General features: G+C 34.5%; 24 protein-coding genes and 1 pseudogene. 18 read left to right on the top strand and 7 right to left on the bottom strand.

Annotation, left to right across the window (positions count from 1 at the left end; translation table 11 throughout):
- Nucleotides 1-125: 125 nt before the first annotated feature.
- The 4 genes from AC1DS7_RS26720 to AC1DS7_RS26705 all read left to right on the top strand — a co-directional run bounded on the left by AC1DS7_RS26720 (nucleotide 126) and on the right by AC1DS7_RS26705 (nucleotide 4,535).
- The gene (locus AC1DS7_RS26720; RefSeq protein WP_476999310.1) at nucleotides 126-803 is read left to right on the top strand and encodes a formylglycine-generating enzyme family protein; all 678 of its coding nucleotides are present in this window, start codon (nucleotides 126-128) and stop codon (nucleotides 801-803) included.
- Nucleotides 804-895: 92 nt separating this feature from the next.
- Entirely contained in the window at nucleotides 896-2,092 is a 1,197-nt protein-coding gene (locus AC1DS7_RS26715) for a macrolide family glycosyltransferase (RefSeq protein WP_016127106.1), read from the top strand.
- A 76-nt stretch (nucleotides 2,093-2,168) separates the two neighbouring features.
- Nucleotides 2,169-2,729, top strand: a complete 561-nt coding sequence (locus tag AC1DS7_RS26710) for a hypothetical protein (protein ID WP_002127734.1) — start codon at nucleotides 2,169-2,171, stop codon at nucleotides 2,727-2,729.
- A gap of 438 nt (nucleotides 2,730-3,167) precedes the next feature.
- Nucleotides 3,168-4,535, top strand: a complete 1,368-nt coding sequence (locus AC1DS7_RS26705; RefSeq protein WP_002168229.1) for a lytic polysaccharide monooxygenase — start codon at nucleotides 3,168-3,170, stop codon at nucleotides 4,533-4,535.
- Nucleotides 4,536-4,747: 212 nt separating this feature from the next.
- Here the strand turns inward: AC1DS7_RS26705 and AC1DS7_RS26700 are convergent, their stop codons facing one another.
- From AC1DS7_RS26700 to AC1DS7_RS26690, 3 genes are all read right to left on the bottom strand, one after another.
- Nucleotides 4,748-5,182, bottom strand: coding sequence for a GNAT family N-acetyltransferase (locus AC1DS7_RS26700; protein ID WP_002142060.1), 435 nt, complete (start codon nucleotides 5,180-5,182; stop codon nucleotides 4,748-4,750).
- A gap of 105 nt (nucleotides 5,183-5,287) precedes the next feature.
- Nucleotides 5,288-5,950, bottom strand: a complete 663-nt coding sequence (gene rpiA / locus AC1DS7_RS26695) for a ribose 5-phosphate isomerase A (RefSeq protein WP_476999309.1) — start codon at nucleotides 5,948-5,950, stop codon at nucleotides 5,288-5,290.
- A 4-nt stretch (nucleotides 5,951-5,954) separates the two neighbouring features.
- Nucleotides 5,955-6,275 carry a 2Fe-2S iron-sulfur cluster-binding protein gene (locus tag AC1DS7_RS26690; RefSeq protein WP_001125405.1) on the bottom strand — a complete coding sequence of 107 codons (321 nt, stop codon included), beginning with the start codon at nucleotides 6,273-6,275 and terminating at the stop codon, nucleotides 5,955-5,957.
- 143 nt (nucleotides 6,276-6,418) lie between these two features.
- On the opposite strand from AC1DS7_RS26690, the gene AC1DS7_RS26685 reads away from it, so the two are divergent.
- Nucleotides 6,419-7,105 carry an RNA polymerase subunit sigma-70 gene (locus tag AC1DS7_RS26685; protein WP_002127730.1) on the top strand — a complete coding sequence of 229 codons (687 nt, stop codon included), beginning with the start codon at nucleotides 6,419-6,421 and terminating at the stop codon, nucleotides 7,103-7,105.
- 20 nt (nucleotides 7,106-7,125) lie between these two features.
- Complete coding sequence (clpP, locus tag AC1DS7_RS26680) at nucleotides 7,126-7,707, top strand: ATP-dependent Clp endopeptidase proteolytic subunit ClpP (RefSeq protein WP_002136712.1); 582 nt, start codon at nucleotides 7,126-7,128, stop codon at nucleotides 7,705-7,707.
- 53 nt (nucleotides 7,708-7,760) lie between these two features.
- On the opposite strand, the gene AC1DS7_RS26675 is transcribed toward clpP, so the two are convergent.
- Nucleotides 7,761-8,618 (bottom strand): glycine betaine ABC transporter substrate-binding protein, encoded by an 858-nt coding sequence (locus tag AC1DS7_RS26675; RefSeq protein WP_002085124.1) that lies wholly within the window; start codon nucleotides 8,616-8,618, stop codon nucleotides 7,761-7,763.
- A 173-nt stretch (nucleotides 8,619-8,791) separates the two neighbouring features.
- Between AC1DS7_RS26675 and AC1DS7_RS26670 the strand changes: the two genes are divergently transcribed.
- Together AC1DS7_RS26670 and AC1DS7_RS26665 are read left to right on the top strand one after the other, a co-directional pair.
- Nucleotides 8,792-9,997, top strand: a complete 1,206-nt coding sequence (locus AC1DS7_RS26670; RefSeq protein WP_002013036.1) for a quaternary amine ABC transporter ATP-binding protein — start codon at nucleotides 8,792-8,794, stop codon at nucleotides 9,995-9,997.
- Nucleotides 9,990-10,826 carry an ABC transporter permease gene (locus AC1DS7_RS26665; protein ID WP_002127727.1) on the top strand — a complete coding sequence of 279 codons (837 nt, stop codon included), beginning with the start codon at nucleotides 9,990-9,992 and terminating at the stop codon, nucleotides 10,824-10,826. The genes AC1DS7_RS26670 and AC1DS7_RS26665 overlap by 8 nt, the downstream gene beginning before the upstream one ends.
- A gap of 47 nt (nucleotides 10,827-10,873) precedes the next feature.
- Here the strand turns inward: AC1DS7_RS26665 and AC1DS7_RS26660 are convergent, their stop codons facing one another.
- Nucleotides 10,874-11,110: a hypothetical protein gene (locus AC1DS7_RS26660; RefSeq protein WP_002085127.1), complete on the bottom strand. Its 237-nt coding sequence runs from the start codon at nucleotides 11,108-11,110 to the stop codon at nucleotides 10,874-10,876.
- 215 nt (nucleotides 11,111-11,325) lie between these two features.
- Between AC1DS7_RS26660 and AC1DS7_RS26655 the strand changes: the two genes are divergently transcribed.
- The 5 genes and pseudogenes from AC1DS7_RS26655 to AC1DS7_RS26635 all read left to right on the top strand — a co-directional run bounded on the left by AC1DS7_RS26655 (nucleotide 11,326) and on the right by AC1DS7_RS26635 (nucleotide 13,843).
- Entirely contained in the window at nucleotides 11,326-11,499 is a 174-nt protein-coding gene (locus AC1DS7_RS26655) for a glycine zipper domain-containing protein (protein WP_002127725.1), read from the top strand.
- Between the two features lie 103 nt (nucleotides 11,500-11,602).
- A pseudogene (locus AC1DS7_RS26650) lies at nucleotides 11,603-12,093 on the top strand (HIT family protein).
- Nucleotides 12,071-12,913 (top strand): PP2C family serine/threonine-protein phosphatase, encoded by an 843-nt coding sequence (locus AC1DS7_RS26645; RefSeq protein ID WP_476999308.1) that lies wholly within the window; start codon nucleotides 12,071-12,073, stop codon nucleotides 12,911-12,913. Before AC1DS7_RS26650 ends, AC1DS7_RS26645 begins: the two are co-directional and overlap by 23 nt.
- 63 nt (nucleotides 12,914-12,976) lie before the next feature.
- On the top strand, nucleotides 12,977-13,294 hold the full coding sequence (locus AC1DS7_RS26640; RefSeq protein ID WP_080784428.1) for a DUF4181 domain-containing protein: 318 nt from the start codon (nucleotides 12,977-12,979) through the stop codon (nucleotides 13,292-13,294).
- Between the two features lie 165 nt (nucleotides 13,295-13,459).
- Nucleotides 13,460-13,843, top strand: a complete 384-nt coding sequence (locus tag AC1DS7_RS26635; RefSeq protein ID WP_002142055.1) for a DUF4181 domain-containing protein — start codon at nucleotides 13,460-13,462, stop codon at nucleotides 13,841-13,843.
- 108 nt (nucleotides 13,844-13,951) lie between these two features.
- Here the strand turns inward: AC1DS7_RS26635 and AC1DS7_RS26630 are convergent, their stop codons facing one another.
- Both AC1DS7_RS26630 and AC1DS7_RS26625 read right to left on the bottom strand, forming a co-directional pair.
- A complete protein-coding gene (locus AC1DS7_RS26630; RefSeq protein ID WP_016101285.1) occupies nucleotides 13,952-14,461 on the bottom strand; it encodes a GrpB family protein in 510 nt (169 codons plus the stop codon).
- 39 nt (nucleotides 14,462-14,500) lie between these two features.
- The gene (locus tag AC1DS7_RS26625; protein ID WP_016101286.1) at nucleotides 14,501-15,346 is read right to left on the bottom strand and encodes an oxidoreductase; all 846 of its coding nucleotides are present in this window, start codon (nucleotides 15,344-15,346) and stop codon (nucleotides 14,501-14,503) included.
- 136 nt (nucleotides 15,347-15,482) lie between these two features.
- Here AC1DS7_RS26625 and AC1DS7_RS26620 point away from each other — a divergent pair, with 136 nt between their 5' ends.
- The 5 genes from AC1DS7_RS26620 to acoB all read left to right on the top strand — a co-directional run bounded on the left by AC1DS7_RS26620 (nucleotide 15,483) and on the right by acoB (nucleotide 20,503).
- Nucleotides 15,483-16,442 carry a helix-turn-helix transcriptional regulator gene (locus AC1DS7_RS26620; RefSeq protein ID WP_016101287.1) on the top strand — a complete coding sequence of 320 codons (960 nt, stop codon included), beginning with the start codon at nucleotides 15,483-15,485 and terminating at the stop codon, nucleotides 16,440-16,442.
- Between the two features lie 123 nt (nucleotides 16,443-16,565).
- A complete protein-coding gene (locus tag AC1DS7_RS26615) occupies nucleotides 16,566-17,762 on the top strand; it encodes an MFS transporter (protein ID WP_476999307.1) in 1,197 nt (398 codons plus the stop codon).
- A gap of 41 nt (nucleotides 17,763-17,803) precedes the next feature.
- Entirely contained in the window at nucleotides 17,804-18,283 is a 480-nt protein-coding gene (locus tag AC1DS7_RS26610; protein ID WP_002085139.1) for a DinB family protein, read from the top strand.
- A 169-nt stretch (nucleotides 18,284-18,452) separates the two neighbouring features.
- Nucleotides 18,453-19,451 carry an acetoin:2,6-dichlorophenolindophenol oxidoreductase subunit alpha gene (gene acoA, locus AC1DS7_RS26605; protein WP_016101289.1) on the top strand — a complete coding sequence of 333 codons (999 nt, stop codon included), beginning with the start codon at nucleotides 18,453-18,455 and terminating at the stop codon, nucleotides 19,449-19,451.
- A gap of 17 nt (nucleotides 19,452-19,468) precedes the next feature.
- Nucleotides 19,469-20,503, top strand: coding sequence for an acetoin:2,6-dichlorophenolindophenol oxidoreductase subunit beta (gene acoB / locus AC1DS7_RS26600; protein WP_002085142.1), 1,035 nt, complete (start codon nucleotides 19,469-19,471; stop codon nucleotides 20,501-20,503).
- Nucleotides 20,504-20,523: the final 20 nt, after the last annotated feature.

The following is a 20,523-nucleotide window of genomic DNA, read 5'->3' as shown; positions in this document are numbered from 1 at the left end:
GGATAAAAGGGTTATTATTTTAAAAACACCAAGTGAGGTTCAACGATTCTTAAAGGAAGTACGGTAAGTATAAATTGGGCATTAAAAGAATTAAATTATGTTCCATTTTGAATGGAGGGGTAATATTGAATGAAATCATTCGCTCAACTGATTCTTTTATGGTAAAAGTTCCAACAGGAGAGGTAGTATTAAGAGATGATCGAATAAAAAAAGAMTGGAAAGTTCAAGTTAAACCGTTTCTTCTTGCGAAATATGCTGTAACGATGGGATTATATGATGCTATTACGAATAATACACCAAATATATTCAAAGATAATAATAAACCAGTTGTGAATATCTCATGGAATGATGCAATTGTGTTTTGTAATTTACTTTCAAAAAAAGCGGGATTAAAAGAGTATTATTCTATTAGTGATAGCGGTCAAATTGTTGGTTGTAACTTGCATTCAAATGGCTATCGATTACCGTCTGAGGCAGAGTGGCAATATGCATGTAAAGCAGGTACGACGGGATATACGTATGGGGAACTTCAGAAAATAGCGTGGTATAATGAAAATTCAAGTGGGCAAATTCATGACGTCGGTAAAAAAGAGCCGAATGCATGGGGACTTTATGATATGTTAGGGAACGTTTGGGAATGGTGCTATGATTTGTATGATGAAACAGTGTACGGGTCATACCGCATTTTTCGTGGTGGTAGTTGGGCTGAAGCAGCTAGAGGTTGCGGTGCCACTTGTCGCCGTCGTAGTCATCCTACGTTTCATATAGATGATCTCGGTTTTAGGCTTGCTAGGTCAATTTAGCAGGAAAATGATACATATAACTCCGTAAAGAGTATGGAAAGTATCCATACTCTTTACAACATAGAAATTTTAAAATTTAAGGAGTGTTTTGAATGGCACGTGTTTTATTCATTAACGCTGGATCAGAAGGACATATAAATCCAACATTACATGTTGTAGAAGAACTGATTTCTCGCGGTGAAGAGGTAGTTTATTTTTCAATAGAGGCTTTCAGGGAGCGTATTGAGAAGACAGGTGCTACTGTACGAACGATTGATGATGAAAAATTTATAAAAGCATTTCTTTCCGGTGGTCGAAATTATTTACAGGAAAGAATAAACGGCCTTCTACATACAGCTGATATTGTAATACCTAGTGTTCTAGAACAAATTGAAGGTGAACATTTTGATTATATTATTCATGATTCGATGTTTGGCTGTGGTCGCTTAATTGCCCAAATTCTTAATCTTCCAGCCATAAATTCATGCACATCTTTTGCACAAGATGAAAAATCATTTAAACAAATGTTAGACCATCTTTCTAAAAATATCCCACTGGAAGTTCAGGATAGAATACATAATGATTTTGAAAACTTAACTAATGGAATTACAGAAAAATATGGTGTTAATATAAACTCACCGTATGAAGTTTTCTGTAATCCAGCTTCACTTACTATTGTGTATACAATTAAGGAGTTCCAACCTTTTGGGGATACATTTAATGAAACATTCAAATTTGTGGGTCCATCTATCTCTACACAAGTGAAAAATGAAGGTTTTGATTACACTTCAATTGAAGAAAAAAGCCTGATTTACATTTCACTAGGTACTGTTTTTAATGAAGCGCTTGATTTTTATAAACTTTGTATGAAGGCGTTCGAGAATAGTAAGCATACAATTGTTATGTCTATTGGCAACAAAATGGAAATAAGTGATTTAGGTAATATCCCTAAAAACTTCATTGTGAAAAACTATGTACCACAAACTGAACTTCTCAAATATACGAAACTATTTATTACACACGGCGGTATGAACAGTACGCATGAAGGGATATATAACGGTGTTCCACTCGTTGTAATTCCGCAAAGTGCAGATCAGCCAGTAATCGCAAAGCAAGTGGAGAGTCTCGGGGCAGGAGTTAAATTGCAAATGCAAGGATTAACTGCGGATCAACTAAGTGAAAGTGTAGAAATAGTATTAAATAATCCGTCATGTAAAGAAACCACTTTGAATCTGAAGGAGTCTCTCCGAAAATCAGGTGGGTATAAGCAAGCAGTTGATGAAATTTTTAAATTTACAGGCTGTTATTAAAACTATACATGTGAAAGGGTGTCTATATTAAATGATATAGACACTTTTATGTTATATGAAGCGAGGAATTGATGAAATGGAAAGAATGAAAATACTAGATGTAAATTTTGCTGATATGACAGCTACACCATTTTTTCAAGTGGAGGCGAAAAATAGAATTAGATTCGATATAGAATTATTTGAGAGTAATTTGAGAGGATTAAGAGGGATTTTGACTGAACTTTTTAAAAGTCCTGATACGATTGATGTTTCATTTATTTCCGGTTACATAACATATGGTAAAAGTAAGAGAATAAATGAGAAAACAAAAATTGGGAGGTTCATGAAGATTAAGAATTGGACAGAAACGAAAGTAGACGTTGATGATCTTGAAAGTACAATCATATTTACTACGATTAAAGGTGTACATGAAGATGAAGTATATAAGTATTGCAAGTATGTCGTTAATGGTGGTCAGCAAGCGTATATTTCTTTTTATAACGATACTTATTTATTGTATATAAGTACAGACGTTATTGACATTGTTTCACCAGATACAAGTTTAATAGAAAAGTTAAAACTTCAATACAGTGAAGAATATGATAAGTTTTATGAAACTATATTGACGGATTCGGAAATGTTTACAAGTGATAAGTAATTTCAAAATATTGATAGAAAGATATATGGAAAATGGAGATGGCACGTTGTTTTAAAATAATGTGATCTCACATTGCCATGCGTTTTAAGTTAACGATGAAGGGTTTCAAGACGACTTGGTGCAATTCATCCATATATATACCTAAAATTTTTCATTACAAGTACTACAATTTCTATTGCTCACTTTTACTTTATAAATTTAGGATGTAGTTTTACGTGTTAGTAGTAATTTCACTGTTTCTGCACAACTTCTGCACACATTTAGGTGATTTCTATGTCATGATATATTCCATAAGTGAAATATTTCACAAGAAATGAAATGTTTCTTTACGACGGTGTATGCATATTTACGCATACACGAAATAAGATTGACTCTTGTTATTCTTTTACATCAAAGCCCACATTACACTACGAAGTATAACAAGAAGGGGACAGGAACATGAATAATCGATTTTTAAAACAACTACAAAACTTGAAAATGAACAAAAAAAGTATAGGAGCTGTTGCATTAACAGCTGGAATTATCAGCACGACACTTATTCCTCAAAATGCATACGCGCACGGCTTTGTTGAAAAGCCTGGTAGCCGTTCCGCTTTATGTAGTCCAACTTATGGTGCTCTAAATGTAAACTGCGGAAGTGTTATGTATGAACCACAAAGTTTAGAAGCTCCAAAAGGATTCCCACAAGGTGGCCCAGTTGATGGGCAAATCGCTTCTGCAGGTGGAAAATTTGGCGGTATTTTAGATCAACAAACAGCAAATCGTTGGTTTAAAAATACAATCACTGGTGGGGAAAATACATTTACTTGGAAGTATACAGCACCTCACTTAACAAGCAAATGGCACTACTATATTACAAAAAAAGGATGGAATCCAAATAAAGCACTAACAAGAGCAGACTTTGAGCCAATTGGCACTGTACAACATGATGGTTCTGCAGCTTCAAATAATTTAACTCATAAAATCAATGTACCTACTGACCGTAGTGGATATCATGTGATTTTAGCTGTATGGGATGTAGCTGATACAGCAAATGCGTTCTATAATGTAATTGATGTGAATCTCATCAATAATGTGAAACCAGACACAGAAGCGCCAAGTATTCCAAATGGAATTCAGGCGCAAAAAGTAACAGCGAATAGTATAGAACTAACATGGAACGTTTCTACGGATAATGTAGGAGTAAAAGGGTACCAAATCTTCCGTAACGGAGAGATGATTGACACAGTACCAGGCACTTATTTTATTGATAAGAAATTACAACCAAGCACAGAATATACTTATACTGTAAAAGCAATTGACGCAGCTGGCAATGTATCGAAAGAAAGTACAGCGCTTACAGTGAAAACAACAGTTGAAGCTCCTGATACAGAAGCACCAACACAACCAAAAGGATTACATAGCATGGGAACAACAGCGTCAAGTGTGGATCTAATGTGGAGCCCATCTGATGATAACGTTGGAGTAGACTATTACGATATTTATAGAGAAATAGAAGGAACAATGAAAAAAATTGCAACATCCAATACGACTTCTTATATGGATAAAAATTTACTCGCTAATACTACTTATAAATATGCAGTGAAAGCAGTGGATGTAGTTGGAAATGAATCCGTACAAAGTGATACGTTCACAATTACTACAAAAACTGAAAGCGCTTCATATGAAGCGTGGGATGCAAAGAAAGCATATAAAAAGGAAGATAGAGTTTTACACGAGGGAAAAGTGTATGAAGCAGTCCAGAATTATGAAGGACATGGGGATCCAAACTGGATTTTTGCTTTATCCTTATGGAAAACAGTGTAAGCTTTACCTCAAAATGAAATGAAAGATGATGGGCTTTGATGCAAAAAAAGGAAGTTTGAGAGTTAACTTTTCTGCTTATAAAAAAGACGACGTATTCAGCGTCGTCTTTTTGTATTAATCTAGAATATTCATCAAAGAGACTTTCAAACGAATAAGCTACAGAAAGGTTACTATACGAATACATAATGTAGAATCATATAGTAACCTTTCTATTATGATAACACTTTCGTCATAAGAATATGTGGAATTCCATCTTCCATAAATACGTCGGAAGAAGTTTGATAGCCTAATTTTTCATAAAACCCTTCAGCTTGTGTTTGACCGTGTAGTTTAACTTTGTTTGCTTCTTTGTTACGAGCAATCTCTTCTAACTTTTGAATGATTACTTTTCCTAATCCGTATTTGCGATAGTCTTTTAAAATACAAATTCTTTCTAGTTTACCCATTCCGTCAACGAATCGTATACGGCCAGTTCCTACAGGAAGTTCATTATAATAAACTAATATATGTTTGCATGCCTCGCCAATTTGGTCATATGTATCGAATTCATCTTCAAGAGGGACACCTTGTTCTTTTACAAAGACTTCTTTTCGAATGTGAAAGGTAGTTTCTAAATCTGTAAGTTCTGTTATGAGTTTGGATTGCAAATTGTTCAGCCCTTTCTAGTGTGATATGAATGTGTTTTCATAGTATATCATACTGTAATGCTATAAAAGAAAAAACTGACTTGCAAAAGTCAGCCTTTAAAATGCTTAATATTCTTTTATACCGTTTTTTGTTCCGATGATCGTTTTGCTCGTTATATTGATAAATAATCCTGTTTCAACTACACCGGTAATCATCTTTAACTCTGTATGTGTATCATTTGGATTCAATATTTTGTTTGGAAAAATACAATCAATAATTAAATTGCCGTTATCAGTTATAAATGGTCCGCCATCTTTCATACGTAAACGCGTTTCGCATCCTAAAGATTGAATTCTTTTTTCAGTTTGCTTCCAAGAGAAGGGGATAATTTCAATAGGAAGTGGAAAGGTACCTAAATGTGAAACGAGTTTGGATTCATCTGCAATAATAATAAGTTCTTTAGAGGAGGTGGCAACAATCTTTTCGCGAAGTAATGCACCACCGCCACCTTTTATTAATTGTAAATCATTATTGATTTCATCTGCTCCATCAATTGTGAGATCAAGTATATCAATTTCATTTAAAGAGATTAGCGGAATAGATAATTGTTTTGCTAATACTTCAGTTTCTTTTGATGTCGGTGCAGCTTGAATAGATAACCCTTCTTGTACACGGTGACCTAACTTTTGTATCGTCCAATATACGGTTGAACCCGTACCAAGTCCAATCGTCATACCATCTCTTACAAAGCCAGCAGCATATTCGCCTGCAAGCTGTTTTAAATTCATCATTTTACTCCGCTGGGCGTGGTCCAGCATCTAAACCGGAATTTTCAACTGTAAGTATAGGGCGAACGGTAATATCTTTATGTACACGCATTTGGCACGATAATCGTAAGTGGTCTTCAATTCCTTTTTCCGTAATAGCTTGTTTTTCATCATTTGTCGCCTCACAAAAATCACCTGCAATGACTTCAACTCTACAAGTTGTACATCTTGCTTTGCCACCGCAACGATGAAGAATGTGTACACCGTTATCTTCAAGTGCTAATACTAATTTCGTTCCTTCTTTAATATCGAAAGTTCCGGTACCTTCAACTGTTAATTTTGGCAAATTGATTCCTCCTCATGTAAAATGCTATATAACATATTTATGACCCGTATTCATGAACATAAACATAAAATTAATTATAAGCCCCGTAACTTTTTTATTTGTTCAATCGTTTATTAAGTAAGCGCTGAAAAGGAGTGGTTATTTTGTGCACAAAAGTAACTCAGGTTTTAAAGGATCATATCGATATGAATCATTCAAATATAAATTTTTTAATTACACATTATGCAGAGGTAAAAAGATACTGTACGTTTTTGACGAAAAACAAATGGGATGGGGAAGACCTTGCCCAAGAAGCAATTTGCAAAGTTCTTCAAAAGTATAGTGAGAAGGAAATTTGTATAACGCTTCTGTATAAAATTGCTCGAAATCAATGGTTAGATCAAATGAAATCAAAATCCGTTCAAGAAAAGTTAGAACAGCAAAATACATTTGAAGAACCACATGGAAAAATTGCAGATTTGCATGAAATGGTAGGGAAAGTATTGTCTTCGTTAAATGTGCAACAATCCGTAATTTTATTATTGAAGGATGTTTTTCAGTATAGTATCGCGGATATTGCAAAAATATGCTCTGTATCAGAAGGGGCAGTGAAAGCATCTTTATTTAGGAGTAGAAATAGGCTGAAAACTGTAAATGAAGAAGGCATTGAAATAGTGGAGTACACGGATGATGTTGAAATCGTTGTAACTTCTATTCGAGAAGAAAGACCTGAATTGTTGACGAAACTTCTCCCAACAATAGATTTCACTAAGTTACCATCAATACAACCAGTGTTATTCTTCAGTATGAAACAATCTTCTTCTTACAGTTGTATGCTTAATGCGGCATAAAACAGATGGAGGGATTTATAATGAGTGTAATTCCTTACGTAATAGAACAAACGAAATTAGGAGAACGCTCCTATGATATATATTCAAGATTATTAAAAGACCGAATTATTATGATTGGTTCAGAAATTAACGATCAAGTTGCCAGCAGTGTAGTAGCACAATTATTGTTTTTAGAAGCGGAAGATGCAGAAAAAGATATATTCCTGTATATCAATAGTCCGGGTGGTTCAACGACAGCGGGATTTGCAATATTAGATACGATGAACCTTATTAAACCAGATGTGCAAACACTTTGTATGGGCTTTGCGGCATCGTTTGGTGCGCTTTTACTATTAGCTGGTGCAAAAGGAAAAAGATTTGCGCTCCCTAACAGTGAAATCATGATTCATCAACCGCTCGGCGGTGTAAAAGGGCAAGCAACGGAGATTGAAATTACAGCAAAAAGAATATTAAAGTTAAAACATGATATTAACAAAATTATATCTGATCGAACAGGGCAACCAGTAGAAAAGGTAGCTCATGATACAGAAAGAGATTATTTTATGACGGCAGTAGAAGCGAAGGAATATGGAATTGTTGATGCAGTTATTGAGAAAAAATAACGTAAAACAGGCTAGAGAATATACTAAATTCTCTAGCCTGTTTTTGTCATTCTTTATTCTTTTATCCATTCATCAACTAAAGCTTGATTCTTTTTTATCCATTTTCGAGCAGCTTCTTCTGGATCTTTCGTTTTATTTAACATGACCATTAATGTACCAAGTTGTTCATCGTTCATTTTCCATTGATCAAAGTATTTCACAATATCCGGATGATCTTTTTCGAAACCTTTACGAACGGAGTAATAAATGTCATCTTTTTCACCATATACTTTCTTAGGGTCTTTTAAATATTTTAAGTCAAATTCTGAAAAGCCCCAATGAGGATTCCAAAGCGTAACAGCGATTGGTTTCTTTTTCGTATATGCCTTCTTTAGTTCGCTCATCATCGCAGCTTCTGAAGATTGGACAAGTTTTAGTTTTATATCATATTCCTTCATTGCTTTATTCGTTAAATTCATTAGGCTACTACCAGGTTCAATCCCAACAATTTTATTATCTAGCTCATCTTTATGTGCATTTAAATCTTCAATACTGTTAACGTTTTTCACATAAGAAGGGACGACTAAACCAAGCCCAGTACCTTCATACCATTTTGATTTTAAGACGAAGTCATCTTTGTAACGGGCATTTAATGGTTTATCCGTAACAGGAAGCCATACTTCTAGATTCGCATCAACATCACCACGTGCGACGCCAGTCCATATCGCAGCTTTTTCTAAATACATGAGTTCAACTTTATAGCCTTTTTCTTCTAATAAAACTTTCCACATATTTGCGGTTGCGATATTTTCTTTCCAACTTGTTACACCAAGTTTAATTTTTCCTTTCGAATTTGCATTTGTTGCATTACAAGAAGTGAAAATCATACTAATAAATAGTAACAGACTTATAATCCATATTTTTTTTCGCATTCAAAACCTCCTGTGAAGCTTTTGCTTTTTATAAATTAATCTATAAGTGAACCTTCTTATTATGAACGGAAACAAGAATTTTTAAAGAAATCTTATATATGTCATTTTTATGTAATATTTCTCTGTAAAATCGCAACACTATGTAAATAGATGGGTAGAAAAGGAGTAGTGACATGGATAATACAAAGGTACGTGTTGAAAATGTAACAAAAGTCTTTGGGAAACATCCGCAACGGGCGCTTACCTTATTAAAAGAAGGAAAAAGCAAATCGGAAATTTTAAAGGAGACAGGAATGAACGTTGGTGTGAAAAAGGCAACGTTTGAAGTATACACTGGAGAAATTTTCGTTATTATGGGTTTGTCTGGTAGTGGGAAATCTACATTGGTTCGAATGCTAAATCAATTAATTAAACCGACAGCGGGGCATATATACATAGATGGTGAAGACATCGCAACGATGGGAAAAGAAGAATTGCGAAGAGTAAGAAGGACGAAAATGAGTATGGTTTTTCAGAAGTTTGCTTTATTTCCACATCGTACGGTAATACAAAACGTTGCGTACGGGTTAGAAATTCAAGGAGTTCCAGTAGAGGAACGAGAAAATAAGGCGTTAGAATCGCTACAGTTAGTAGGACTCGATCATCATAAAGATAATTACCCCAGTCAACTTAGTGGTGGTATGCAGCAGCGTGTTGGAATTGCAAGGGCACTAACGAATAATCCAGATGTATTACTAATGGACGAGTCATTTAGTGCATTAGATCCACTAATTCGAAAAGAAATGCAAGATGAATTGTTAGAGTTACAAGATAAAATGGAAAAAACAATTATTTTTATTACACATGATTTAGATGAAGCTCTTCGAATTGGTGATCGTATCGCATTAATGAAAGATGGAGAAATTGTCCAAATTGGAACACCGGAAGAAATTATGATGAGCCCTGCAAATGAATTTGTAGAGAAATTCGTTGCGGATGTGAATTTAGGAAAAGTAATTACGGCAGAATCTATTTTAAAAAGACCAGAAACGTTATTAATCGATCGTGGGCCGCGTGTAGCTTTGCAAATTATGAGAAATGCAGGTGTTTCTACGGTATATGTTGTGAACAAAAAGTATGAGTTTTTAGGTATTTTAACAGCGGATGATGCAAGTAAAGCAATGAAAAAACAATGGCCAATTGCTGATTTATTACTTAACGATATTCCACACGTTTATCTAGATACATTACTGGAAGAAACGTATGCAAAAATGGCGGAGATGAAATATCCATTACCCGTAATTGATGAAAAGAAAAGGTTGAGAGGAATTATTAAACGTGAAAGTGTCATTCAAGCTCTTGCAGGTAACATTGAGGAAGAGGTGAAAGACGATGAATAATATTCCGCGCATTCCATTAGGCGAATGGGTCGATTCATTTGTTGCAAGTTTATATGAGCACTTTGAAGGCTTGTTCCGAGGATTCTCCTATATTATCGGTGGATTTGTTGATTTACTCACTAATTTTTTAACAATAATACCAGCCATAGTGATGATTATCATCTTATGTTTCCTCATTTGGTACACAACGAGGAAATTATCTTTAGTCATTTTTACGCTCATCGGATTATTATTTATTTTAAATATTAACTACTGGGCACAAACGATGCAAACATTAGCGCTCGTACTTACGTCAGTTATTATTTCAATTATTATCGGAATTCCCATTGGCATTTTAGCATCTCAAAATGAACGTTTCTCAAAATTTTTAAAGCCGACATTAGATTTTATGCAAACAATGCCGGCATTCGTCTATCTCATTCCCGCGATAACATTTTTTGGAGTAGGCGTCGTACCAGGCATTATTGCTTCCGTTATTTTTGCTATGCCACCGACAATCAGATTTACAGACTTAGGAATTAGACAAGTTCCAGAAGATTTAATTGAAGCTGCGAATGCATTTGGCTCTACCGCATCACAAAAATTATTTAAAGTACAATTACCGCTCGCAACCGGAACGATCATGGCTGGCGTGAATCAAAGTATTATGCTTTCGTTATCAATGGTTGTAACAGCTTCACTTGTAGGAGCGCCAGGACTTGGCGTCGATGTATATCGCTCTGTAACACAAGTAAATATCGGAATGGGATTTGAAGCTGGACTAGCTATCGTCGTGATTGCGATTATATTAGACCGAATTACGCAAGGGTTTTATACAAAAAGAAAATAATTCAAAAAACACACTTTATACTACAAAGTGTGTTTTTTGAATTCGAATTACATCCGAACAATAACAGAGCCTCCAGCTGGTGCACAAACTTGGTTTTGCTGTTGTTCCATTGATTTTATTAATTGATTATTTTCTTCGATTAATGAGATTAATTTAGCTAATTGGCTTTCAAGGCTTGCGATGCGCTGCATCATGTATTGCGAATCATAATGCAGTGTATTCCTTACTGGATGGGGGGAGTAAGCATATTGTTGATTTATATTTGGATTCCAATGAGGATACATTTGAATCGTTCCTCCTTCAATAAATTACTGATCTTTCTTATAGTAAATGCCTATGTATATGTAATGGTGACTTAAAAATTCTTTCAAACGAAGAGGATTATGTAGGGGGAATGGAAAAGTAATAAAGTACATTTTCTGGAAATTTTCAAGCGGAATAGCAAATATATTAGGAGACAGCAACGTTCATGTAAATGGATATTATATGGGGAGAAATTATGAGAGGAGATGCTATTTTGGCTAATAATAAAAAAAGAAATGATGCTATGACAATTGGTGTCGCTATAGGTGTTGTAATCGGTGTAATTCCTGGTGTATTTACTGATAATATAGCAATCGGAATAGCGATTGGGATTGCAGTTGGAATGGGGATTACGCTTTTGAAGAAATAATGAGTTATAAATTATTTTAATGTGAAAATTCTTGTTTCAAGAGATTGAATTTTCGGAATATAAAACCTATTTTCMTTTTTTTATGATATTATATATGCAAAGGATGGTGATGGATATGCCAATAAACAATCAAGCAGAACAAAACTGCTTCATTTGTGAAAAACATAAAGGGAACATTACAGTTTCAGGTGGAGCTATTTACGAAGATGAACTCATTTACGTTGGACATGTCCATTGGATGCAGAAGAAACATATCTTGGTTATGTAATGATTGATATAAAGAGACATGTACCTGGTCTCGCTGAATTAACTGAAGATGAGGCAAAGGCATTCGGACTGATAACAAGTAGAGTAAGTAAAGCGCTTAAAGAAAGCAAAGGTGCAGAACATATTTACAGTTTCGTTTCAGGTAATGGTGTACCACATTTGCATATGCACATTATTCCACGTTATCCAAATACACCAAAAGAGTTTTGGTCACCGACTGAAGTAGCAAATTGGACTGGTGCACCACATGGAGATTCAGAGAAAATTAAAAAACTATGCGAAAGAATACGAAAGTATATGGTAAATGAGTATGCATACAACAAATAATACACAATATTCATGGGTTGGAAGTAGGGAAATGTGTTTAGACGAAGTTTCAGTAAAGCAATATGGTGATATCGTACTTGGTAGATACGGCGGGAATATAAGTGCCGGAGCAAAAAAGAATGAAGACGGTGCATTAGTTTGGTCGAATGGTGATTGGGAATTTACCGTTATATTAGACGGACATAATAGTGCAGAAAGTGTTGATTTAGTAGTAAGTACGATTCAAGCAGAATATGAAAATATAAAAGTAATTATGAATGAACAGATTGAAACAGTATTTCGATCTGTTGAAAATCATATACTTACGATATTTCAATCCCGCTCATTTAAAGAAAAGTGCGAAAGGGTAAAAGGTGAAACTGCTTGCTTAATATGCGTAAGAAAAGAAAATTACATATGGTGGCTTTCCATAGGTGATTGCTTAGTTTATGTATTTCATGATGAATTACATAAATTAGGACAATATACATTGAATCAACGCCACTTTTACGAATGGATTGGAAATGTAAACACATTTGGTTTACCCGTTCCTTGCTATTCTTCAGGAATTCGTGAACTACGTACTGGAAAGAATCGAATTGTAATGGTGACAGATGGGGTATTAGAATGCGGGGAACGCCGTTATGAAACGCCATTAAACCTATACAGTGATATGAATAAAAATAATATAGCGCTTAAAGAAAATGTTCACAATATTTTAGAACACGTTCATCATCAATTAGGACGAGATAGTGCGACCATTATTAGTTGGGATTATGAAAATGATGCATATGCTACGTATCCGAGTGATCAACCGGAGAAAATTAAAGTGAAAAAATAAAAAGGAGAGGGTTTTCTGTCAGTTACAAAAATATCCTTATTAATTTTATGGGTGCTATCTTTATTGGTTTTTGAAAGAATAGCGAGAAGACAGTTAAATATACCGAAACAAAAAGGATGGAATAACCAATATGTGAATGATACACATAAATGGGGAAATAGAATTATTATTTCCTCTTATATAGTTGTTATTGCTATAAGCACTTTTCTTCCAAATCGTATATATATGGGCTATGTACCTCTTTTGTTTTTTATTACGTTATATGGATTTCAATCATATATGGAGTGGAAATATGATAAGGAATCGCGGGAGTTTTTGATTTCATTATTAGGAGTTGCAGCATTAATAATAACAGGGTTCATACTATATTTCTTCCTTTAATATAGTATAAATTTAAAGGAAGAGGGAGAGAAGAAATGAAAAACCCTTTCTTACGTGCAGAATCGATCATTTTTAATGAAGATCATTCAAGAATACTCGTTCAATAACCGTTAATATAGTCCACTTTATTTTAAACAATTCAATGAAGTAATAGGAGGAATGATATTGAGAACCTATACATTTTGGATTATAATTTTTGTTTTTTGTATAGCGGGCTACTTTTTGGATCGATTTTTAAGAAAAAAATTGAATATGCCAAAGAGCGGGTTTTGGGGATATAATAAATATGTAAATAGCTTACATAAAAAATTGGAAATAGGACTACTTTTTGTTTATTTAATAATTAGTTTTATTTACATCTTTAAATTCGAAAGCACTAATATTTGGTTTATCATTTTCACTTATTTAGGGGTTACGTGGATCCTAAGGACATGGATGGAATGGAAGTATGATAGAGAATCGAAAGAATATATTTTTTCGATAATTGGATTATTTGCATTTATTTTTATGACTTCGATGCTATTTTACTTCGTTCCACCTGCTGCATAATAAAATGATTATTGATGGTACAAATAATGAGATAACTAATTAATAAGAAACCATTCATCTATACATGAATGGTTTCTTATTATGTGTACGAAGTTCGGTCTTCGCAATTTAATCATTTATTTTAGCTAATATGGATTTAATGAAATTTGTTTTATCCTCTGCATATTTATGCTTATCATTTGGGTTAGCTGTTGAAAGTTGAATCTTTAACTGTTCATACTGCATACGAGAAGTTTTATTGTCTATTAAGTAATCTCTGAATTTTAATTGTTCTATTAAATATGGATTCCCTTGCTCATACATATGAATTTGATGAGTTCTTGGCTCACCTTTATTGAAATAATACCTTTTGGGTAATACATCTTTTCTATATTTATAATTTAATTGTTCTAGGTTTATGATACATTTTATACCATTTCTGTAATCTTTTAATTCAATCGCAATATCAATAATAGGTTTTGCACTTAAATATGGAATGGAAGTACTTCCAATATGGTGTATCGCTAAAATATATTTTCCAATGTGTTCCTCAATTAATTGTTTTTCTTTTGAAAACTCAAATTCCCACTCTTCGGACCACGGAACTAAAAACACTTTACCATAGGGTAAACCTAGCATTTAATTAGCACCCCTTACATATTTTTTCAATAAAGTTACTTACATCTTCCTAAAACTCTTCAAAACAAGAAACTCCCACAATCTCCAAGGTAAAATCTTCTTCGCAAAGATCATAAATTTTACACCTTTCCCAATTGGGTATCGTAATGTAGTACGCCTTGCTTCAGCAATTTCTACGATTTTATTAGCAACATCCATCGGATTACCAAGTGTATCGTTGCCATTGTTTATGTGCTTTTGTATTTTATCCATATATTCTTTGTAAGGAGAGGTTGTATCAGATTGGTTTTCAGCTAGTTGTTTACCAACTTCCCATATGTTCGTGTTATAAGAACCAGGTTCAAGTAAGGCAACGTCTATTCCGAAAGGCTTTACTTCTAAGCGAAGGGATTCACTCCAGCCTTCTAATGCATATTTTGAAGAAACGTAAGGAGATAGACCAGGGAATCCTACTTGCCCGCTAATACTGCTTATATTAATGATTTTTCCGCTTTTCTGCTTTCTCATATATGGTAAGACAAGTTGCGTGATGGATATAGCTCCAAAAAGATTTGTTTCAAATTGTTTACGGTATTCCTCCACTGGGATTTCTTCGATAAAGCCCCCATTTGCATATCCTGCATTATTTATGAGAATGTCTATTCTGTTTATTTCGTTTAAAAATAATTGGAAGTTATGTATAGAACCTTGATCTGTTACATCTAATTGTTGAACTTTTATATTTTGTTGTAAGTCGAGTTTAGTAGCTTGAGATATTAAGTCTATTTGTTTCTCAAGATTGCGCATTGTAGCAATGACAAAATAGTCTTTTTTTGCAAGTTCAAGTGTCGTTAAAAGTCCGAATCCACTTGATGCTCCTGTAATAATCGCGATTTTTTTATTCATTGTTCGCTCGCTTTCTTTTTCTTTTATCATAACGAGTTATAAAGAGAAAATCTATTTATTGTATAAAGATATTTGATATAATTGAAAATAATTATCAATTAAATTTTGATTTTTACATAAAAGGAGTGTGGGTTTCATGGAGACTAACGGTTTTCATGATATTTTTCATAAATATTTTTATGGTTTACAAGTTGTAGAGGAAAGACATATGAATGTTCCAAAAACAATAGGTATGGGTGAAATACGAAGATGGACTTCATTTTCAGGTATGGAAATTGTGTTATCAAATTATCAATTTCATAATAACCATCGCATCCAGTTTGCATCTGATGCAGCAATGGTGGAGCTTAATTTTTGTTTACAAGGGTTCGGAGAAGTGCAAGTTGGTCATTCTTCGTATGAATTAATGACTGGAAATAGCTATTTATATTTTATGAATGATTTTGATGTAGTATTTGAATATGAAAAAGAAACGCCTCTATATTCATTAGCGATTGGGATTCCTGTACAATTGTTTAATCATTTCATGATGAATAATGCTATTGAAAAAAGTCTTGATTTTCATTCTATATTAGGAAATCAATCTTTTAAAAAGTTTCAAAATCCAATTGACTCTATAACATCTAGTCTTATTAAGAGAATGATAGAGCATCCCCAAAAGGATCGTATTAATCAACTAGAATTAGAAAGTAAAGCGCTCGAATTGCTTTCTATACATTTTGGGAGAGTGTTGTTTAATGATTGTGACGCAAATAAAAGGAGTCAATTATCAAAACAGGATTTGAATAAAATAAAACAGGCTGAAGAAATTTTACTTCAACGAATGGAATCACCCCCATCATTATTAGAATTAGCTAAAATAGTAGAGTTAAATGATTATAAATTAAAAATTGGGTTTAAAGAATTATTTGGGATGTCCACATTTGCATATTTACGAGAAAAGCGTATGGAACATGCGATAGATTTACTGCGTTCGGGAAATAGTAATGTGACCGAAACGGCATTTACAGTTGGATACAATAATGTCAGTCATTTTTCAGAGTTATTTCGTAAAAAGTATGGAATGAATCCATCAGAACTTTTACGTATTTATTAACGTAAAAAAGGAATAATCCGCTATACCGTAAATTCCTCCGTCATTTGGTAGTTGCTTTTTGTAATGGTCATTATAATTACAAACAACATCCAATTGGAAATAACTTTTTATGGAGGAATTTAAATGAAAGAACGGAATGAAAGTCATTTTTGGATATTTGTATTAACAGGAATGTTTCTTATTATAACAACGACGGGTTTTGCACGTATGGCATATGGAATTATATTACCGTTTATGCAAGAAGGACTCCATTTATCTACAGCTCAAGCAGGTATGTTAGGAACTATACTCTTTTTAGGGTATTTATTAACAGTCGGAACATCTGGAATACTTACTATCCGTTTTGGAGCAAAATCAGTTTTATTAATAGGGAGTTGGCTCGTCGTTATAAGTTTAATAGGATTATCATTTGTTCCTTCAGTTTGGATAGCTGCTATTTTTATGCTATGTTCTGGAGCTGGAAGTGCTCTTGTATATACACCACTCATGTCAATAACAGTAGGATGGTTTCCAGGAAAAAGAGGAACTGCAATGGGGCTGTTATTAAGTGGTGCTGGCATAGGCATGCTATTTAGTGGAATAATCGTTCCTTATATAGTACGTACATTTCCAGAGTATAGTTGGCGTGGTTCATGGCTTTTGTTTGGCGTTATTACATGTATTGTTGTATTCGTTGCCTCAATTGTTTTGAAAAATCCAGAAGTTACTGAAGATGAGGGGGAAAGGAATAATAAGTCGTTTTTATGGAAAACGAAAGAGTTATACATCATTGCATGGATGTATTTTATTGTGGGCGTTGTTTATTTAATTCCAAATTTATATCAAACTAGTTTTATGATTAATAATGGTATTTCGGCATCAATTTCGGGAACTGTTTATGCGATTGCAGGAATGTTTTCAATCGTAGGAGCTCCTGTCTGGGGATTGATTTCGGATCGGATTGGTATAAAGAAGACGTTATGTATTGCACTTTTATTAGCTGTAATAGGTGATATGATTCCAATTATATTTGGACATACCATTGGCTTTATCATGTCGGCAATTATTTGGGGTTCCAGCCTCGGAGGTATCCTTTTATTAATTCAAGTTGCTGCTTCAAAGCAAGTATCTCCGAAATATGTCTCAATGGCAATTAGTTTTATATCCGTTTTCTATGCAGTTGGTCAAATGATTGGACCAGGACTTGCAGGATGGATTATCGGGGAAAGTGGATATACAACAGCTTATGGATTAGGTGCTTTTGGTTTCTTTATGTGCATATGTTTGGGATTAAGGCTAAAAAGAGGGGATCTGGCAAACTCAGCGTATATAGAGAAGTGAGTATTGTCTTGAAATGAATCTTTTTAATGGGGGGAAGCAAAGTGTTCCATGTTAAAGACGTATTAGCAGATCAGTTATTAGCAAATGCGAATGATCCCAGTTGGTATATTCCATTTTCAGATGCAGTTAAGGATTTATCTGAGAGAGAAGCTTTCTGGAAACCGAATGAAGAGTGTAATAGTATAGCTGAAATTGTACAACATTTACTGTATTGGAATACGACGTGGCAAACTAGGTACAAAGAATCAAATGTTAATGCTGTGCCTGCTATTGGTGATAATAACAAAAGTTTTATGCTTTCAGATAATCAAACATTTGAAGAGTTAAGAGAAAAACTATTAGAGAAACTGTTACAATGGCAAAGTCTCATAAATGAAGACAAGGTTGAAAGTGATGTAATTGGATTTCCTGTATCTGCGAAGTGGTGGGAAGTATTAGCTAATGTAACGACTCATAACGCGTATCACATTGGTCAAATTATTTACATTCGGAAATTACAGAAGAGTTTTGATAATGAATAAGATAATAATTCTCAAATTAGGTGAACAAAAGTGGACAAAACGAGACAGATGTCTCATTTTGTCCACTTTTTTATTATGAAAGAAAAGAGAAAACCTATTAAATCAGGGATTAGAATTTGGCACAGTACTTGCAATATAAAAGATGAACAAGAAAATAGGAGGGCTGGACATGTTAAAAACAACTGAAAGTAAAGGGAATGAAATTACGAAAGAACAAGCTCGTTGGATGTATGAAAAAATGTTAGAGATTCGTAAGTTTGAAGACAAGGTGCATGAATTGTTCGCGCAAGGCGTTCTGCCAGGTTTCGTTCATTTATACGCTGGTGAAGAAGCCGTAGCAGTTGGTGTATGTGCCCACTTAACAGATAGTGACAGTATTACAAGTACGCATAGAGGTCACGGCCATTGTATCGCAAAAGGTTGTGATTTAAATGGCATGATGGCCGAACTTTTTGGGAAAGCGACAGGGTTATGTAAAGGTAAAGGTGGTTCAATGCATATTGCCGATTTAGATAAAGGAATGCTTGGTGCAAATGGGATTGTAGGCGGAGGTTTTCCACTTGCTTGCGGTTCAGCATTAACAGCTAAATATAAAGGAACGAAAGATGTAAGTGTTTGCTTCTTCGGTGACGGAGCAAATAATGAAGGAACATTCCATGAAGGGGTTAATTTAGCAGCGATTTGGAAGTTACCAGTTATTTTTATCGCAGAAAATAACGGTTACGGTGAAGCAACAACATTTGAATATGCGTCAAGTTGTGATTCCATTGCAGATCGAGCGAAAGCTTACAATATTCCAGGTGTTCAAGTAGATGGAAAAGATTTACTTGCAGTGTATAAAGCGGCGGAAGAAGCAGTAGAACGTGCGCGTAATGGCGGTGGTCCAACAATAATTGAATGTATGACATATCGTAATTACGGTCATTTCGAAGGTGAAGCGCAAACATATAAAACTTCAGAAGAAAAAGAAGAACATTTAAATGAAAAAGATGCGATTGTGCATTTCCGCAAGCATTTAATTCATGAAGCTTTATTAACGGAATCCGAACTTGTGGATATGGAAAAGGCAGTAGATGAAGCAGTGCAACAATCAATTGAATTTAGTGAAAATAGTCCATATCCGGAAGATGAAGAATTATTAAAAGATGTATACGTTTCTTACAAATAAGAGGAGGGTGAAAAATAATGACTAGAACAGTAAGTATGTCAACTGCAATTAATGAAGCGATGAAAATATCAATGCGTCGTGATGAAAATGTAATTTTAATCGGAGAAGATGTTGCAGGCGGTGCACAAGTGGATCACTTGCAAGATGATGAAGCATGGGGCGGTGTACTCGGTGTTACGAAAGGACTTGTACAAGAATTTGGTCGAAATCGTATTTTAGATACTCCAATTTCAGAAGCGGGTTATATGGGAGCGGCGATGGCAGCTGCTGCAACAGGTTTACGTCCGATAGCTGAATTAATGTTTAATGATTTTATCGGAAGTTGTCTTGATCAAGTATTAAACCAAGGTGCAAAGTTCCGCTATATGTTCGGTGGAAAAGCGAAAGTGCCAGTTACAGTACGTACGATGCACGGTGCTGGATTTAGCGCAGCGGCACAGCATTCACAAAGTTTATATGCGTTATTTACGAGCATTCCAGGTATAAAAGTTGTCGTTCCTTCCACTCCTTATGACGCAAAAGGCTTATTATTAGCGGCAATTGAAGATGACGATCCAGTAATCTTCTTTGAAGATAAAACACTTTACAATATGAAAGGCGAAGTACCAGAAGGGTACTATACAATTCCTTTAGGAAAAGCAGATATTAAACGTGAAGGTTCTGATGTAACAATCGTTGCAATTGGAAAACAAGTTCATACAGCACTTGCGGCTGCAAAGCAATTATCGGAAAAAGGACTCGAAGTAGAAGTAATCGATCCACGTTCTTTATCACCGCTGGATGAAGATACGATTTTAGCATCTGTTGAAAAAACGAATCGCCTGATTGTTATTGACGAAGCAAATCCAAGATGTAGTATCGCAACAGATATTGCGGCAATTGTAGCGGATAAAGGATTCGATTTGTTAGATGCACCTATTAAACGAATTACAGCACCACATACACCAGTTCCGTTTTCGCCACCACTTGAAAAGTTATATTTACCAACGCCGGAGAAAGTAATTGAAACTGTATCAGAAATGATCGGAGACCAATCTTTATTACGTGTGTAATGAAACGATGAGAAGGGAGA

It is taken from the genome of Bacillus sp. P4_E1 (assembly GCF_056401715.1).
The sequence above is the reverse complement of the archived record's forward strand: the minus strand, read 5'-3'. Positions and strand labels throughout refer to the sequence as shown.